Consider the following 16,648-nt stretch of genomic DNA (forward strand, 5'->3'; position numbering starts at 1 on the left):
GAGTAAAACCCGTGCAACCTGCTCCCGTCCCTCCCGCGCCCGCGGTACCCTTCTGGCATCGCCTGCGCGAAATCAGCTCGTACCCGGTGCGCGGAGCCGCGTTATACAGCCTGCTGGCATTGACCTTTGCCAGCTTGCTCGGATTGATCCCAGTGATCGGCTGGGTGGTCCTGATCCTGGTCTGGGTTGGAGCCTACAAGTACGCGTTCGAGATCCTGCAGGCCACTGCCGACGGACGCATGGAAGCGCCCGAGGGGATGCTCGGGGTCGACAACGGCGTCGTCCTGCGACTGCTGCTCATGCACCTCGTCTTCCTGCTGGTAATCGTGATCGCGATGGAGGTTGGCGGCCCGGGCATCGGCCTGGCAACGATCGCCTTCATCGCGTTCCTGCAACCCGGTTGCGTGATGTCATTGGCCATCGACGGCAGCCTGCCTCATGCACTCAACCCGGCGACTCCCTTGCGCCTGGTCCAGCGGATCGGCTGGCCATACCTGGCGGTGGTCGGCTTGCTGTTCGTGATCCAGGCCAGCAAATTCACCGCGACCGTCTGGCTCGCCAAAGTAATGCCGCCGGTGCTGGTCGACCTGGCGACGACTGCGGTCGCGTTCTGGGGTCTGTTCGCCGCCTTCCACCTGATGGGTTATCTGGTCTACCAGTACCACGAAGTACTGGGCTACCAGCCAGTTGGCCCACAGGCGCTGCCGGGTCGCCACACCCCTGACGCCGACCTTCTGGCCGAGGCCGAAGGCTACGTGCAGGACGGCCAACTCGACACCGCGCTGGAACTGTTGCGTGGCGAGATTCGCAGCCGTGCGGTCAGTATTGAAACCCACGATCTGTACCGTCGCCTGCTGCTCGGCAACGGCGATGCTGCCGCAGTATCGGAGCATGCGCGCGAGTACCTCAATGTGCTGTTGCTGGAGAAACAGGATCGGCGCGCACTGGGCTTGTTGCGCGAGTCGCTCGACGCCAATCCCGATTTCGTGCCGACGCAGGTCGAACATGCCGAGCACCTGATTGAGCGTGCCCGCCTCGCCGGCCAGAATCAGCTTGCGCTCGATTGTCTGCAGTCGCTGCTACGTGCCCATCCACGGCACCAGGCTGCACCGCGCTGGGGCCTGGACTCGGCGCTGCTGATGGTTGACAGGATGGACCGCGACGAAGAGGCACGCGCATTGCTGCAGCAGGCGCGCGAGCGCTGCCAGGACAGCGGGGACGACGAGTTGCTGACCAGGATCGAGGCCGCGCTGACCGCCTTGCAGGTGCCTGCAAACAGTCAAGGCAGCTCCGCAGTCATGTCGTGAACGCCCCATCTCCACTGCCCGCCGCCAAGCCGGCCAGCAGGAACTGCGCCTTGGTTGCCTGCGGCTGTTGCGGGTAACGCTTCACCAGCACCTGCAACGCCCGGACATAGGCCTCGGCCTGATGCTCATCGCGCCGGGCCAGTGCCAGCTGGAACCACAACCGCGCGTGCTCCGGTGCCTCCTCGGCCACGCCGACGGGCGCCAGCCCCGCCTCGGCGGCGTCGAGTTCACCGGCCTCCAGCCAGCGCCGCACGAGCGTCATGCGCAAACCCTGCTCCAGGACAATCCCGGCACTGTCCAATTCCAGCAGCACGGTGCGCTGCGCCGCGACTTCATCGGCATCGACAACAGGGAGCTGGAGCAGCCCGGTCGCCCGTTGCGCCACCGCCCCGGCTTGCTTGCCATTGCACGCGACTCGATAAAGCGCCAGCCGCACCTCGAACCGTTCGGGTTGTTCCCGCGTCAACTCCAGCAGCAGCGTTTCGGCCTGCAGCAATCGCATACGGCCAAGATCGGCTTGCGCGCGCTCCCAGCGATCATCAGGTAGTGCGGCCGCATCATCCTTGCCGATGAACCCGTTGCGCACCTGACCCAGGCCCACCAGCACCACCCCCATCAATGCGCCGCTGATGATCCCGCCCGCGTGGGCGTCGAACCCGACCCCAAGATCTTCATTGACCAGCAGGTTGTAGACCTCCCAGCCCAGCCACAGCGGCAGCAACCAGATTGCCGGCGCGCGCACGTAGTCGAATACCACCCCGAACCAGTAGAAGAAGCGCACCGGCTGGCGGCCCCAGACCACGCAGAACGCGCCCATCAATGCCGCCACCGCGCCCGATGCACCCAGTCCGCCACTGGCTTCGCCCCAGCGCCACAACAGCGACACTGCACTGGAGGCGAGCGCGCCAAGCAGGTACACACCCAGGAAACGACCCGAGCCAATCGCACCTTCGACCAACAATCCCAGTGCAAGCAGGAACAGCATGTTTCCAACCAGATGCATCAGCCCGCCGTGCAGGAACGCCGAACTCAACATCCGCCACGGGTCGACCTCGGAACTGCGCAGCAGGTGGCGCAGGGTGAATACCTCGCCCAGCAACGCGTCGTACTCCACCCGCAGCGGCTGCCACGCCTGGAAGTCGGCAACCTGGTCGAAGCCCTCGCCCGACTGCAGCATGGCGACAAATGCGACGTCGGGCAGCGTGATCCTGGCCACGTAGGCCGGTCGCGCCAATGTCGACACCCGCTCGAATTCCGCCAGCGCATCCGCCTGGCTGGTCGCGAGTAAATGGCGCTCGTAGGCCGGGACTTCGTAACGTCCGAGATCCGCATCCAGGTAATGTTGCTGCGCGCGCAGCATCGTGGCGTTGTCGCCGACTTGCCAGCCAAGGAACACCAGCACATTGATCGCGATCAACACCACTGTCACGAACGGGAACGTGGCGCGGGTGAGCGGGCGATGGAGTGGCAGGATCAGCATGAAAGACGACAATGGCCGGGCAGGACGCAAGATTCCGCGATTCAACCGTCAAAGCGCAAGCCACCGCGCCGGGATGGTCGTCCGCCCTGCAACCTTCTTCACCGACCGCATGGAGTCCTGATGGGCCGTTGGCGTCCTCCCGCAGCAAGCAGTACTGCCCTGATCACCCGCCAGGGCCATGATCGGCTCAAGGCCGAGCTGGAGCAGCTGTGGCGATTCCAGCGCCCGGAGGTGGTCAGGGCGCTCGCGGCCGCCGCTGCCGAGGGTGATCGCTCGGAGAATGCGGAGTACACCTACCGCAAGAAGCAGCTCGGCGAGATCGACCGGCGCGTCCGCTACCTCAGCAAGCGACTGCCGGCACTGCGGGTGGTGGAATCCACGCCATCCAACCCGGACGCGGTGTACTTTGGCGCCACGGTCGATGTCGAAGACGCCGACAGCGGCGAGAGCTTCCGTTACCGCGTCGTCGGTCCCGACGAAACCGATGCGAAGCGCGGATGGATCAGCATCGATTCACCGCTCGCCCGGGCAATGCTGAAGAAGTGCCCGGACGACGAAATCCAGGTGCAACTGCCGGCGGGGCCGCAGCATCTGGTGATCGTACGGGTGCAGTACCCGGACTGACCGCAGCGGCTCCCCCCCACGGCCTGGAGGCTACCCGTCGTGCACCATCGTGCGTGTTTCACGCATCAATGCTTACGGTCGCTCGACACGAGCATTTCCCGCCGGCCCTCAAACTCGAATAGCGCCAGCGGGTCCGGCGTACCGGACAGATATATCGGCGCAGCCAGACGGATAGAGCGCAATTCGGGGCCGTAGACATAGACCTGTTGGCCATTGTCGAGCGTCGCCGGCTCGCTGTGCACCACCACCTGCTCGCCGGCGTCCAGGTCCCAGCTGATACGCAGGGTTCCCTGGCCGGCTGCATCGTCGTACTGCTCGACGGCCAGCTCGACCAGCTGCAGCTTTTGCACGGCAGCGTCATAGCGATAGCGGTAGCTGCTCACGCTGACGGTGCCCTCACCGGCGAACTGCTCCACCAGCAGCTGCCCGTTATCGACACTGAGCGACACCGGGGATTGTGGCGTGGCCGCCAGCGGGGCCTCACCCAGCAAGTGCGCACCCAGGCGTGCGGGATCCCCGCGACCATCGATGACGCCCAGCACCCGCTCGTTGCTGTCGGTGGCGACATAGACCAGCTCCGCCCGCCCATCGCCAGTGAGGTCCACGTCCAGCCGCGCCCCCAGCTCCAACGCGCCCAGGTAAACCCGAAGGTCCTCATCGCCGATGGCCGCCGCGCCGTACGCCAGCGCCGGCCACAGCAGACCGGCACAGCAGGCCACACAGGGCACCAGCAACCACTTCATGCTGCCTCCACGGCATGCGGTCCGCACGCGCCCGGCCGTGGCCCGGTGCGTGCATTGTCGACCCTACATAAGCAGATACGCGGTGTGCGCCGGTGTCAGGCCACCGGTAGCTCAATCCTCGAAGGAAACCTCGCCGAACAAGTCGTGCTCGTCGCTGCCCATGATCTCCACATCGGCAAAATCGCCCGGCTTCAGGCCTGCGAAGTAGCCGTTCTGGATCTGCACCACGCCGTCGATTTCCGGCGCATCGGCCATCGAGCGGGCAATGGCCAGTTCGCCATCGACCGCATCAACGATGCACCGCTGCACGCTGCCGACCTTGGCTTCCAGCTTCTGCGCGGAGATCCCGGCCTGGCGCTGCATGAAACGCGCCAGTCGCTCCTGCTTCACGTCCTCGTCGACCGGGTCCGGCAGTTCGTTCGCCTTGGCCCCGGTGACCGGCGAATAGGCAAACGCACCAACGCGATCAAGCTGCGCCTCGTCGAGGAAGTCCAGCAACTCCTCGAACTCCGCCTCGGTCTCGCCGGGGAAGCCAACGATGAAGGTCGAGCGGATGGTCAGTTCGGGGCAAACCTCGCGCCAGTTCTGGATGCGCGCCAGGGTCTTGTCGATTGCTCCCGGACGCTTCATCAGCTTCAGCACCCGCGGACTGGCGTGCTGGAACGGGATATCCAGGTACGGCAGGATCTTGCCCTCTGCCATCAGCGGAATGATCTCGTCCACGTGCGGATACGGGTACACGTAGTGCAGTCGCGTCCACAGCCCCAGCTCACCCAGCCCTTCGCACAGCGCTTTCATCCGGGTCTGGTAGCGCTTGCCGCGCCACTCGTGCTCGGCATAGCGCACGTCCACGCCATAGGCCGAGGTGTCCTGCGAGATCACCAGCAGTTCCTTGACCCCGCCCATCGCGAGCTTCTCGGCCTCGCGCAGCACCTGGTCGATCGGCCGCGACACCAGGTTGCCGCGCATCGAGGGAATGATGCAGAAGCTGCAACGGTGGTTGCAGCCCTCGGAAATCTTCAGGTAGGCGTAATGCTTCGGCGTCAGCTTGATGCCGGTGTCCGGCACCAGGCTGATGAACGGGTCGTGACGTGGCGGCACGACGGCATGCACCGCGGTCAGCACGCTGTCGTAATCCTGCGGGCCGCTGATCGACAACACGCCCGGGTGCGCCTCGCGGATCACCTCGGCGCGCTTGCCCAGGCAGCCGGTCACGATCACCTTGCCGTTCTCGGCCATCGCCTCGCCAATCGCGTCCAGCGACTCGGCCACGGCCGAATCGATGAAGCCGCAGGTGTTGACCACCACCACGTCGGCATCGTCATAACTGGGCACCAGATCGTAACCCTCCACCCGCAACTGGGTGAGGATGCGCTCGGAATCGACCAGCGCCTTGGGGCAACCAAGGCTGATGAAGCCGACTTTCGGGGTTTTGGACAGCGTGTCTTGCAGGGGCATGTTGCGACCAGGTAGGGAGGGTTTTCCGATGCGAATTATAACCTTGGCGTTAGAATCAACCCGGAAGACCACCCAGCCAAGCTGAACGGAGCCGACATGAACCGCTGGATTGATCTGGAAACCACCCACGGTCCCGTACGTGCCTGGCGCTGCGAGCCTGCCGGACCGTCACGCGGCGCGGTGGTGGTGATTCAGGAGATCTTTGGTGTCAACCGCCATATCCGTCATGTTGCCGAGCAAATAGCGCAGGCCGGGTTCATCGCCGTGGCCCCCGCGCTGTTCGATCCGGTCGAGAAATCGGTGGAACTGGATTACGACGCGGCGGGCATCGCCCGTGGCCGAAAGCTGGTCAATGCCGTGGGTATGGAGACGGCAGTCGAAATGGTCGCCGCCGCCGCCAACCAATTGCAGAGCGAGGGTTTGCGTACCGGCGCGGTGGGATTTTGCTGGGGTGGCACCGTCGCCCTGCTCGCCAATACCCGCCTCGGGCTGCCTGCGGTCAGCTACTACGGGGCCCGCAACGTGCCGTTCCTCGATGAGCCGCTACGCGCGCCCATGCAGTTCCACTTCGGCCAGCGCGACCGCAACATCTCCGCCGCTGACGTGCAGTTGCACCGTGACAAGCATCCCGGCGCAACGGTCCACGTCTACCCGGCCGGACACGGCTTCAACTGCGAGATGCGCGATGACCACGAGCCTGCCAGCGCAACCCTGGCCTGGCAACGCACCACGGAATTTTTCGCGGAGAACCTGCGATGAGCCACCGACAAGACCACGGCTGGCAGCTCGACCCACGGCTGGCCGATGACACCCATCCCGTCGCGATGCTGGAGCTGAGCGAGTTGCGCCTGATGGACGATGCCAACCACCCCTGGCTGATCCTGGTGCCACGGATCGAACACATGGTGGAGTGGATCGACCTGGACCCCGACCAGCAAGCCCAACTGACCCGCGAAATCGACCTCGCCAGCCGGGCGCTGCAGCAGGCCTTCCGGCCCCACAAGCTCAACGTCGCCGCCCTCGGCAACCAGGTCTCGCAATTGCACGTGCATGTGGTCGCACGCTTTGAAAGCGACATCGCGTGGCCACGGCCGGTGTGGGGAACGGTCAGCGCAAAGCCCTACTCGCCAGAAAAGCTGGTTGCCCGAATCCGGCAATTGCAGGCCGTCCTGCCGGACTGACCGCGGCCGAGCCCTCAGGTGCGCGGTAGGGTGACTCCGCGCTGGCCCTGGTACTTGCCGCCACGGTCCTTGTACGAGGTCTCGCAGACGTCGTCGGGGTCGGCCTGGAAAAACAGCATCTGCGCGACGCCCTCGTTGGCATAAATGCGAGCCGGCAACGGGGTGGTGTTGGAAAATTCCAGGGTCACGTGGCCTTCCCACTCCGGCTCCAGCGGGGTCACGTTGACGATGATCCCGCAACGCGCATAGGTGCTCTTGCCCAGGCACACCACCAGGGTGTCACGCGGGATGCGGAAATACTCGACCGTGCTGGCCAGCGCGAACGAGTTGGGCGGGATGATGCATTCGTCCGCTTCGATGTCCACGAAACTGCGTGGGTCGAAGTTCTTCGGGTCGACGATGGTGGAATTGATGTTGGTGAAAACCTTGAACTGGCGCGAGCAGCGCACGTCGTAGCCGTAACTCGACGTGCCGTAGCTGACGATGCGCTCGCCGTTGACCTGCTTCACCTGGCCGGATTCGTATGGCTCGATCATTGCCTGCTGCTCGGCCATCTGCCGGATCCAGCGGTCGGATTTGATGCTCATGCAGTACCTGATGTTTCATTCGGGAACGCGAAGTCTAGGCCAACCACATAATTTGCCGATTCAGTACTCCCTCAAAAAGATGGATTAATGCTGAATGCGAGGTGACGCTTGTCACAAGATGATCCCTTTGTTAAGTTCTCGTTCAAGGGGGAGATGCGGGGCTCGTGCGCCGATTTCCGGAATTGCAAACGTGACGTAAGGAAACGTACTTATGAACAAACCAAGCATCCGTCAGATGCTGTACACCTGCTGCGTCGCACTGCTCGCCACTGGCGTGCAGGCTCGCGAACCCATCGCGATCGACGCCTTGGCACGGGTGCCGGCGATCCAGTCGCCGTCGATGAGTTCCGATGGCAAGAACCTGGTTGCAATCGTTGCCACGCCCGGAAGCGACTACAAGGACACCGCGCTCGCAACCTGGGACCTGCAGGATCTGTCATCGGGTCCGATCATTACCCCGTCCGGCGACCGCATGAAGTTTATTGCCGCCAGCGCACTCAAGGCGGACAAGTTGCTTGTCCTGGGACGTCAGGAATGGACCGGGCAACTCGGGGGCTGTGGCGAAGGCAGTATCTCGGGGGCCACCAAGACCTTTGTTACCAAGGCCTACCTCACCGGTTCCGCGCAGAAAGACTTTAACGAGGCATTTGCCGACAACACCCGCAAGCTTGGCGTCAGCGAGCGGATGCAGCGTTGTCTCGAGATCGCGGGTACCTCCTCGCTGGTGCATCCGCTTCCGCTGGATCCCGAGAACGTCATCATTTCCCAGCTCAACGAGATGACGCTGTCGGCCAATTACTATCGCTACAACCTACGTACCGACGCGACCGAGCTCCTGTTTCGCGGCACTGGCTCGAGCACTCCAGGCCTGTTCCATCCGCGTACCGGCGAACTGCTGACGCGCGTGAAGATCGACCCGGCCGGATCGGATGAGTACCTGCAGAAAATCCAGATCCTGAACTCCGCGACCGGTGAGTTCGAGGAGCATGAGTCGCTGACGCAGAAGCTGACCGACCGCCACACGGTGGAGATCATCGGCATCGACGAGGCCAGCGGTAAGTTCTACGTACTCACGGACCTGTTCTCCGATCGCGTCGAGGCACGGGTGTACGACCCGGAGACTCGTAAATTCGATGATGAGGCGCTTGCTGCCCACCCGACGTTCTCGATTGCGAACCTGATCCTTGGTTCACAGCCCAGCAATTTCAATCGGGTATTGGGCTTCGTGGTCGATGGCGCGGAGCGTGAGCAGGTCTACGTGGACCCGGCCATGAAGAGCATCCAGGAAGGCCTGAAGCAGGCATTCCCGGGACAGACCATCGTCATCAGGAACTACAACGACGACCTCTCTCGGTTGCTGTTCACCGCGAGCAGCCACCGTCACCCGCCATCCCACCACGTACTGGTGGACAAGAAGGAGGTGGTGTCGATCGGTGGAGAGCGTCCGTGGATCGATCCCGAGAAGATTGGTGAGCAGAAATGGGTCACCTATAAGGCTCGCGACGGGCAGATGATTCCGGCCGTGCTCGACCTACCAGTCGGCTGGAAAACAGGCGACAAGCCGCTCCCGGCAATCGTGCATCCCCACGGTGGCCCCTGGGCCCGCGACTACGGCGGTTGGGATGGCTCGGGTTGGGTCCCGTTCCTGACGTCACGCGGCTATGCCGTGCTGCGCCCTCAATACCGCGGTTCCTCTGGTCTGGGGCGCAATTTGTGGATAGCTGGCGACGCCCAATGGGGGCTGGCCATGCAGGACGACAATGACGACGGTGCCGCTTGGCTAGTCGAACAAGGCTTTGCGGCTCCCGATCGGATTGCCATCTTCGGCTACTCCTATGGCGGATTCGCCGCCGCTGCCGCAGTGGTTCGCAAGGATGGTCCTTACCAATGCGCCATAGCCGGTGCACCCGTGACCGATCTTGGGCGCTTGGGCACGACATGGAGTGAGAACCGTCTCCAGCGCATCCTCCAGGCAAACACCGTCAAGGGAATGGACCCCATGCGCAATACCGCTGATGCGAATTTGCCGGTGATGTTGTTCGTCGGAGATCGCGATGTGCGAACGCCTGCGTTCCACGCAAAGGGGTTTTACAACGCCGTACGAGAACGCGTTCCAGCTCGATTTGAGCTGATACCAGATATGCCTCACAGCATGCCATGGTACCCATCCCACAAGACCCAGACGCTGGGTTTGATCGAGAACTACCTCGCCGCAGAATGCGGCCAAGGCGGACTTTGAGAAATTGGAGTTAGGTAAATCACAAGGACGCATTTGACAGAGTTGACGGTGCCCGATGGGCAGCTCCACACCAAATAAGTGAACCAATGAAGGGGAAAGATATGTCACGTCACGCAACCCACAAGCAGCGCCTCAAGCGTGGACCACTCGTCGCGGCCGTTTTGGCGTGCCTATACACCACTGCCGTCTTTGCACAGGACACGAGCGACTCGACTTCCAGCGATCAGGAGCAGGAACAGGAACAACAAGTCGAAACGCAGGAACCAGCGAGCACGGACGCCGTTGACCTGGATCGCATCACAGTCACGGGTTCGTTGCTGCGCCGGTTCGAGTATGAGTCGACCTCCCCAGTCCAGGTCATCACGGCTGACACCAACGTTGCACTGGGCCTGGTCAATCCGGGTGAGTTCCTGCAGAAGTCCAGCGTCGCGGCAGGCTCGACCCAGATCAACAACCAGTTCGGCGGCTTCGTCGTGGAAGGTGGTACCGGCGTGCAGACTATCTCGCTGCGTGGCCTGGGCGCCAACCGCACCCTGGTCCTGCTGGATGGCCAGCGGCCCGGTCCTGCCGGTACCCGTGGCCAGGTCGGTGCCTTCGACCTCAACGTGATTCCCTCCTCGATCCTGCAGCGCATTGAGGTGGTCAAGGACGGCGCGTCGTCCATCTACGGTTCCGACGCGGTGGCAGGCGTGGTCAACATGATCACCCGCAAGAGCGTCGACCGTCCGGAGCTGACCTTCAGTACCCGCGCGCCGTTCGATGGCGGCGGCGAGGTCTTCACCCTTTCCGGCGCGACCGGCTGGGACTTCGACAACGGCAGCGTCGTGCTGGCTGGTGAGTACTACCTGCAAGAGGCCTTGAAGGTCGGCGACCGCGACTATTTCCGTTGTTCCGAAGATCTGGCCTACTCCGGCCCGGGCGGGGAACGCATTGACCGTGAGGATCGCTCAATCATCGGCGACACCGCTTTAGCAGGCTGCAACGGCCTCTACGCGAACACAATTATCGACGGGGCCGATCGCTACATCCCATCGCCGGACGGTGTGACCAGCGGTCCCTATCCAGGGTATCGACCGCGTCACAGCGGACGCTACGACACGGACGGCGAGGCGTACTACGAGGATGTTCTCAACTACGACTTCCTCGGAAACGCGCACCTCGTTGATCGACAGGAGCGCAAAAGCGTATACGCTGCGACCGACTTCGGCTTCGACAGCTTCAACTGGCAGACCCAGTGGTTGTACAACAACCGCACGACCGACCACTTCGCTTATCGCCAGTTCTTCCCAGCCGTGGTTTCACCGGATGGCACGAGGCTTGTTCAGCCGATCATGCCTTTCGAGACCGCTACCAGTGTGGATGTTGATTACTTCTACGGGCGTACCAAGTTCGACGGGTTGTTCAAGGCGACAGACACTTGGGCCTGGGAGGTCAACGCGACCTATAGCCGCTCCGAAGGTGAGTACAGCAACCTCGGAATCGTAGCCTCCCGCTCCGGCGATTATCGGTACGATGACAACCCACCCGTCTTGGATTACTTCTCCTCCGAGTACCTCAGCGGACAGGGGATGAGCAAGCTGGTGGAGCAGGTCGGCGAATGGCATACCGGGAAGACCATTTACGACCAGACGACTTTCAACGCGGTTGCTACCGGCGAAATGTTCAACCTGCCGGCGGGTGCCGTTGCAGGTGCGTTCGGCATCGAATACCGGAACTACAGTATCGACGACCAGCCTAGCGCCCTGTCGCAAGGTGGTGACTTGTGGGGCGCTTCATCCGCGCAGGTGACCAAGGGCGACGACAACGTGCGCGAAGCTTTCGCCGAAGTCGAGATTCCGCTGATCAGCGGCAAACCAGGCTTTGAATCGTTGTCATTCAATACCTCGGCCCGCGTCTTCGAGTACGACTCGGTCGAAGGCAGCGACAACGTATGGAAGATGGGCCTGAACTGGCAGTTGAACTCCACGGTGCGGTTGCGCGCCACCAAGGGCACCTCCTTCCGGGCCCCGGGTCTCTACGAGCTGTACCTGGGCGACCAGACCGCCTTCGTGGACCAGTTCGCCATTGATCCGTGCATTCTGTGGGGCGAGAGCAACAACGAGCGCATTCGTGCCAATTGTGCTGCAGCCGGGATTCCGAGTGATCTTTCGAGCGGCGGCTCGTCCGCAACGGTGGTGAGTGGCGGTGGTGCCGGTGTCCTTACGCCCGAGACTTCGACAGCGTTCACCGCCGGCATCGTCCTCACCCCCACGGGTAGCAACTTCAGTGTAGCGTTCGACTACTTCAATTACGAAGTGTTCGATCAGATTTCCCAGTTGAACGCCTCGTCGATCTTGGGTGGCTGTTACGGTTCCCCAGTCTATCCAAACAACTTCTGTGACCTGTTCGATCGTAATCCGGCAGGCGCAGCCACCGATCCGCTGCGGATCGAGACCGTCTACGACCAGTACATCAACATCAACCACCAACAGGTCCGTGGTTACGACCTGATCATGAACTACGACAATGACTACTCGTTCGGCCAGCTTTCCGTCGAGACCCAATTGACGTACACCATGGAAGACGTGACGCAGCTGTTCGACAGTGACGAGGAAAGCGGCTTCACGTCGTCCAACTTCGCGGGCTTCATCGGACGGCCAAAACTCGTTGGTAACCTTGATGCCCAGCTGAAGCGTGGAGACTGGACCTACAACTGGCGCACCGAGTACATCCATGGAACCAAGGACCGCGACCTGACGCCGAACTACACCTACCAGGGTCGGGAGAATTCATGGCGTGACATCTGGGCGGAACGCACGTTCTATCACACCCTGTCGGTGCGCTACGAGCAACCGAACTGGAGTGTGCTCGTCGGTATCCGCAACCTGCTCGACAAGGATCCACCGCAGGTATCGGATGGTGTTGCGTCGCGCTACGGCAACGTGCCGGCGTTTGCCACCCAGTACGACTGGTACGGGCGTACCGGCTTCCTGCAGGTGCAGTACAAGTTCTGAGCCATCGCAGCAACGGAAAAAGGGGCGGCGCCTACGCCGCCCCTTTTTTTTGTGTATCCCGGAAGCCGCCGGCCCCGGTTAAAGCAACGAAGCCGAGATCGAAGGCGTAACCCGCGGCCGCATTGCCAGTCGCACTGCAATCTGCCGGGCCGCATCGCGATAGGCCTTCGCTGCCGCCGAGTCCGGCTGGGCGAGCACGACGGGCACGCCGGCATCGCCCTGCTCGCGTATCGAGCGCTCCAGCGGCAGGCTGCCCAACAACGGCACGTCGTACTGGCTGGCCATGCGTTGACCGCCGCCCTCACCGAACACGTGTTCTGCATGACCGCAATTGCTGCACACGTGGACGGCCATGTTCTCGATCAGGCCCAGCACCGGCACCTCCACCTTCTCGAACATCTTCAGTGCCTTCTTGGCATCCAGCGTCGCCACATCCTGCGGAGTAGTAACGATGACCGCACCGGCCACCGGGATCTTCTGCGCCAGGGTCAACTGGATATCGCCCGTACCCGGCGGCAAGTCGACGATCAGGTAATCCAGATCGCTCCAGCGCGTTTCGTTGAGCAACTGGGACAACGCCGAAGTCGCCATCGGCCCACGCCAGATCATCGGCGTGTCCTGCTCGACCAGAAAACCGATCGACATTGCCTCCACGCCATGGGCCCGCATCGGCTCGATCGACTTGCCGTCCGGGCTGTCCGGGCGACCACTGATGCCCAGCATCATCGGCACACTGGGGCCGTAGACGTCGGCATCCAGCACCCCGACCTTCGCGCCATCGGCCGCCAATGCCAGCGCCAGGTTCACCGCCGTGGTCGACTTGCCCACGCCGCCCTTGCCCGAACCCACCGCGATCACGTTGCGAACCTTCTGCAACGGCGACAACTTCGGCTGCACGGCGTGGCTGCTGATGCGCTGGGTCAGTTCCAGCCGGGTCAAGGACACGCCTTGCTCGGCCAGCAGCGCCTTGACCGCCGCCTCCAGCTCATCGCGCAGCCAGGCGATCGGCACCCCGAGGTCGATCGCCACCGCGACGCTGCCATCGGCTTGCGCCACCCGTACGCGCGCGCCAGTGGCGGCAATCGTGGTGTCGGTTCCCGGCAACGGCAACGCGCCGATACGGGTCTGGAGTGAATCGGTCACGGCGGGCCTCGTTATGGAGTCATGTTCTGGTTGCCTATTGTGGCAGCGCCACCGCAAGAGTCACTGACATGGATCAATCGCGACACTTGATGAACCGCAGCGACTGCTTATCGCGGGTTTCCGGCCCGATGCGGTATAAAGATCGACATTGTCCCTTGCTTCCGGAGGAAACCATATGCGTATGAAGTTGCTCGCGTTACTGCTGGTACTGCCGATGTCTGCACTCGCCCAGCAAACCCCGATTGGCACCTGGACGACCATCGACGATGACACCGGCAAGGCCAAATCGACGGTGGAAATCTACCAGGCCGACAACGGCACGCTCTCCGGCCGGGTGCTCGAAGTGATGCAGTCCGCACAGGGCGACAACCCGGTTTGCAGCCAGTGCGACGGCGAACGCAAGAACCAGCCCATCGAGGGAATGGTGATCCTGTGGGATGCCAAGCGGGACGGCGATATCTGGAAAGGCGGCAAGATCCTGGATCCGGCCAAGGGCAAGGTCTACTCGTTGAAGTTGCAGCCGGTCGATGACGGCGCCAAGTTGGAGGTCCGCGGCTTCATGGGCTTCTCGCTGCTTGGCCGCACTCAGACCTGGGTCCGCAAGTAACGCCGATCGCAAGCGTTTACGCGCATGCTTTGTACCCATCGACGGCCCGCTCTTGCGGGCCGTCGTCGTTGGGACCGCCACCGGGTTGATCGGCGCGAACTGGCCGTTGTCGACGGTCGGGGCGGCCGCTGGCGCATGCGACAATAAGGGTTCCGTCACCGCCATCCCTGCCCATGTCCCGCGAGCTCCTCGTCACCTGCGCCCTGCCCTATGCCAATGGCCCCCTTCACCTGGGTCATCTGGTCGGCTACATCCAGGGCGACATCTTCACCCGCGCGCAGCGCCTGTCCGGAAACACCGCCCATTTCGTCTGCGCCGACGACACCCACGGCACGCCGATCATGTTGGCGGCGGAGAAAGCCGGGATGACGCCGGAGGCCTACATCGCCGGCATCCAGGCCAGCCATGAGCGCGACTTCGCGGACTTTGGTGTGGCATTCGATCATTACGACTCCACCAACTCGCCGCGCAACCGCGCCTTGACCGAGGCGATCTACACCAAGCTCGACAACAACGGCCACATCAAGCGGCGCTCGGTTGCCCAACTGTACGACCCGGTCAAGGGCATGTTCCTGCCCGACCGTTTCGTCAAGGGCATCTGCCCCAACTGCAATACGCCCGACCAGTACGGCGATAACTGCGAGCACTGCGGGGCGACCTACTCGCCGACCGAGCTGAAGGAGCCGCGCTCTGTGGTCAGCGGCGCAGAGCCGGAGCTGCGCGAGTCGGAACACTTCTTCTTCGAGGTGGGCGATTTCGATGCCTTCCTGCGCGACTGGCTGTCCGGCGATGTCGCCAATCCGGGCGTCAAGGCCAAGCTGCAGGAATGGCTGGATGCCGAGGGCGGCCTGCGCGCCTGGGACATCTCCCGCGATGCGCCCTACTTCGGCTTCCAGATCCCCGGCCATCCGGGCAAGTACCTGTATGTCTGGATCGACGCGCCGATCGGCTACCTGGCCAGCTTCCAGGCGCTATGCGAGCGCGTGGGGCTGGATTTCTTCAGTTATCTCGCCCGTGACAGCCAGTCGGAACTGCACCACTTCATCGGCAAGGACATCGTCAACTTCCACGGCCTGTTCTGGCCGGCGGTACTGCACGGCGCGGGCTTCCGTGCGCCCACGCGGCTGCACGTCAACGGCTATCTGACCGTGGATGGCGCCAAGATGTCCAAGTCCCGCGGCACCTTCGTGATGGCGCGTACCTACCTCGATGTCGGCCTGGAGCCGGAAGCGCTGCGCTACTACTTCGCAACCAAGACCTCCGGCGGCGTGGACGACCTGGATCTCAACCTGGCCGACTTTACCCAGCGGGTAAACGCCGACCTGGTCGGCAAGTTCGTCAACCTCGCCAGCCGCTGCGCGGGCTTCATCAGCAAGCGCTTCGACGGTCAGCTCGCCGATGCCCTGCCCGACCCGGCGATGTACGCGCGTTTCGTCGAGCAACTGGCGCCGATCGCAGCCGCCTACCACCGCAACGAAGCCGCCATCGCGCTGCGGATGACGATGGCCCTGGCCGATGAGGCCAACCGCTATATCGACGAGCACAAGCCGTGGGTGATCGCCAAGCAGGAAGGTCAGGACGCGCAGTTGCAGGCGGTGTGCAGCCAGGGCCTGAACCTGTTCCGCATGCTCAACACGGCGCTCAAGCCGGTGCTGCCCCGGGTCACGACGCAAGCCGAAGCGTTCCTGGATGCGCCGGTAACGGATTGGCGCACGCTGGACGCGCCCCTTGTCGGCCACCGCATCCACGCCTATTCACCGTTGTTTACCCGGATTGACCCGAAGCTGATCGATGCCATGACCGAAGCCAGCAAGGATTCCATGAAAGCGACCGATGCCCCGCAAACCCCGGCGAACGTCACGCCGACATCCATCGCCCAGCCCGCTCCGGCCGCTGCCGCGAAGCCGGCAACGCCCGATGCATCGCAGGCCGCCGCGCAGGTCGCGACTATCGGCATCGACGACTTCGCCAAGCTCGACCTGCGCATCGGCAAGGTGCTGGCCTGCGAATTGGTCGAAGGCTCTAACAAGCTGCTGCGCTTTGAGCTCGACGGCGGCGATCTGGGCACCCGGCAGATCTTTTCCGGCATCCGCGCGTCGTACCCGGAGCCAGGCAAACTGGTCGGCCGCAACGTGGTGTTCATCGCCAACCTCGCGCCGCGCAAGATGCGGTTCGGGATGAGCGAGGGCATGATCCTCTCCGCCGGTTTCGACGCCGACGCGCTGGCCTTGCTGGATGCCGACAGCAGCGCGCAGGCTGGCATGCCGGTGCGTTGATAAGGTTCCA

General features: G+C 63.1%; 14 protein-coding genes. 9 read left to right on the forward strand and 5 right to left on the reverse strand.

The features are described from left to right. Positions 1-11 precede the first annotated feature (11 nt). Entirely contained in the window at positions 12-1,307 is a 1,296-nt protein-coding gene (locus ACW7G6_RS04440) for a tetratricopeptide repeat protein (RefSeq protein WP_456979636.1), read from the forward strand. On the opposite strand, the gene ACW7G6_RS04445 is transcribed toward ACW7G6_RS04440, so the two are convergent. Continuing rightward, positions 1,297-2,787, reverse strand: coding sequence for a rhomboid family intramembrane serine protease (locus tag ACW7G6_RS04445; RefSeq protein ID WP_456979637.1), 1,491 nt, complete (start codon positions 2,785-2,787; stop codon positions 1,297-1,299). The two genes, ACW7G6_RS04440 and ACW7G6_RS04445, sit on opposite strands and share 11 nt — an antisense overlap. Between ACW7G6_RS04445 and ACW7G6_RS04450 the strand changes: the two genes are divergently transcribed. Together ACW7G6_RS04450 and greB are read left to right on the forward strand one after the other, a co-directional pair. Beyond that, positions 2,786-2,908, forward strand: coding sequence for a hypothetical protein (locus ACW7G6_RS04450; RefSeq protein WP_456979638.1), 123 nt, complete (start codon positions 2,786-2,788; stop codon positions 2,906-2,908). The two genes, ACW7G6_RS04445 and ACW7G6_RS04450, sit on opposite strands and share 2 nt — an antisense overlap. Further along, a complete protein-coding gene (gene greB / locus ACW7G6_RS04455) occupies positions 2,908-3,411 on the forward strand; it encodes a transcription elongation factor GreB (protein WP_456979639.1) in 504 nt (167 codons plus the stop codon). The genes ACW7G6_RS04450 and greB overlap by 1 nt, the downstream gene beginning before the upstream one ends. A gap of 65 nt (positions 3,412-3,476) precedes the next feature. Here greB and ACW7G6_RS04460 read toward each other — a convergent pair whose 3' ends face one another. Together ACW7G6_RS04460 and rimO are read right to left on the reverse strand one after the other, a co-directional pair. Further along, a complete protein-coding gene (locus ACW7G6_RS04460; protein ID WP_456997617.1) occupies positions 3,477-4,154 on the reverse strand; it encodes a hypothetical protein in 678 nt (225 codons plus the stop codon). Between the two features lie 111 nt (positions 4,155-4,265). Then, positions 4,266-5,612 carry a 30S ribosomal protein S12 methylthiotransferase RimO gene (rimO, locus tag ACW7G6_RS04465; RefSeq protein ID WP_456997618.1) on the reverse strand — a complete coding sequence of 449 codons (1,347 nt, stop codon included), beginning with the start codon at positions 5,610-5,612 and terminating at the stop codon, positions 4,266-4,268. 96 nt (positions 5,613-5,708) lie between these two features. Between rimO and ACW7G6_RS04470 the strand changes: the two genes are divergently transcribed. Further along, on the forward strand, positions 5,709-6,371 hold the full coding sequence (locus ACW7G6_RS04470) for a dienelactone hydrolase family protein (RefSeq protein WP_456997619.1): 663 nt from the start codon (positions 5,709-5,711) through the stop codon (positions 6,369-6,371). Beyond that, the gene (locus tag ACW7G6_RS04475) at positions 6,368-6,793 is read left to right on the forward strand and encodes an HIT family protein (protein WP_456997620.1); all 426 of its coding nucleotides are present in this window, start codon (positions 6,368-6,370) and stop codon (positions 6,791-6,793) included. Before ACW7G6_RS04470 ends, ACW7G6_RS04475 begins: the two co-directional genes overlap by 4 nt. A gap of 14 nt (positions 6,794-6,807) precedes the next feature. On the opposite strand, the gene dcd is transcribed toward ACW7G6_RS04475, so the two are convergent. Next, the gene (dcd, locus tag ACW7G6_RS04480) at positions 6,808-7,380 is read right to left on the reverse strand and encodes a dCTP deaminase (RefSeq protein ID WP_456979644.1); all 573 of its coding nucleotides are present in this window, start codon (positions 7,378-7,380) and stop codon (positions 6,808-6,810) included. Between the two features lie 211 nt (positions 7,381-7,591). Between dcd and ACW7G6_RS04485 the strand changes: the two genes are divergently transcribed. Further along, positions 7,592-9,619 (forward strand): alpha/beta hydrolase family protein, encoded by a 2,028-nt coding sequence (locus ACW7G6_RS04485; protein ID WP_456997621.1) that lies wholly within the window; start codon positions 7,592-7,594, stop codon positions 9,617-9,619. A gap of 101 nt (positions 9,620-9,720) precedes the next feature. Further along, positions 9,721-12,612, forward strand: coding sequence for a TonB-dependent receptor plug domain-containing protein (locus ACW7G6_RS04490; protein ID WP_456997622.1), 2,892 nt, complete (start codon positions 9,721-9,723; stop codon positions 12,610-12,612). Between the two features lie 78 nt (positions 12,613-12,690). On the opposite strand, the gene apbC is transcribed toward ACW7G6_RS04490, so the two are convergent. Continuing rightward, positions 12,691-13,755 (reverse strand): iron-sulfur cluster carrier protein ApbC, encoded by a 1,065-nt coding sequence (apbC, locus tag ACW7G6_RS04495; RefSeq protein ID WP_456997623.1) that lies wholly within the window; start codon positions 13,753-13,755, stop codon positions 12,691-12,693. A 175-nt stretch (positions 13,756-13,930) separates the two neighbouring features. On the opposite strand from apbC, the gene ACW7G6_RS04500 reads away from it, so the two are divergent. Further along, positions 13,931-14,362 carry a DUF2147 domain-containing protein gene (locus ACW7G6_RS04500; protein WP_456997624.1) on the forward strand — a complete coding sequence of 144 codons (432 nt, stop codon included), beginning with the start codon at positions 13,931-13,933 and terminating at the stop codon, positions 14,360-14,362. A 173-nt stretch (positions 14,363-14,535) separates the two neighbouring features. Further along, a complete protein-coding gene (gene metG, locus ACW7G6_RS04505; RefSeq protein WP_456997625.1) occupies positions 14,536-16,638 on the forward strand; it encodes a methionine--tRNA ligase in 2,103 nt (700 codons plus the stop codon). The last annotated feature ends 10 nt before the right edge of the window (positions 16,639-16,648 follow it).

Source organism: Lysobacter sp. A421, from assembly GCF_054052145.1.

Bases quoted from the DNA above. Each gene is read 5' to 3' on its own strand.
- ACW7G6_RS04450 (WP_456979638.1), top strand. From the start codon at position 2,786: ATGAAAGACGACAATGGCCGGGCAGGACGCAAGATTCCGCGATTCAAC.
- ACW7G6_RS04445 (WP_456979637.1), bottom strand. From the start codon at position 2,787: ATGCTGATCCTGCCACTCCATCGCCCGCTCACCCGCGCCACGTTCCCG.
- greB (WP_456979639.1), top strand. From the start codon at position 2,908: ATGGGCCGTTGGCGTCCTCCCGCAGCAAGCAGTACTGCCCTGATCACC.
- ACW7G6_RS04460 (WP_456997617.1), bottom strand. From the start codon at position 4,154: ATGAAGTGGTTGCTGGTGCCCTGTGTGGCCTGCTGTGCCGGTCTGCTG.
- rimO (WP_456997618.1), bottom strand. From the start codon at position 5,612: ATGCCCCTGCAAGACACGCTGTCCAAAACCCCGAAAGTCGGCTTCATC.
- ACW7G6_RS04470 (WP_456997619.1), top strand. From the start codon at position 5,709: ATGAACCGCTGGATTGATCTGGAAACCACCCACGGTCCCGTACGTGCC.
- ACW7G6_RS04475 (WP_456997620.1), top strand. From the start codon at position 6,368: ATGAGCCACCGACAAGACCACGGCTGGCAGCTCGACCCACGGCTGGCC.
- dcd (WP_456979644.1), bottom strand. From the start codon at position 7,380: ATGAGCATCAAATCCGACCGCTGGATCCGGCAGATGGCCGAGCAGCAG.
- ACW7G6_RS04485 (WP_456997621.1), top strand. From the start codon at position 7,592: ATGAACAAACCAAGCATCCGTCAGATGCTGTACACCTGCTGCGTCGCA.
- ACW7G6_RS04490 (WP_456997622.1), top strand. From the start codon at position 9,721: ATGTCACGTCACGCAACCCACAAGCAGCGCCTCAAGCGTGGACCACTC.
- ACW7G6_RS04500 (WP_456997624.1), top strand. From the start codon at position 13,931: ATGCGTATGAAGTTGCTCGCGTTACTGCTGGTACTGCCGATGTCTGCA.
- metG (WP_456997625.1), top strand. From the start codon at position 14,536: ATGTCCCGCGAGCTCCTCGTCACCTGCGCCCTGCCCTATGCCAATGGC.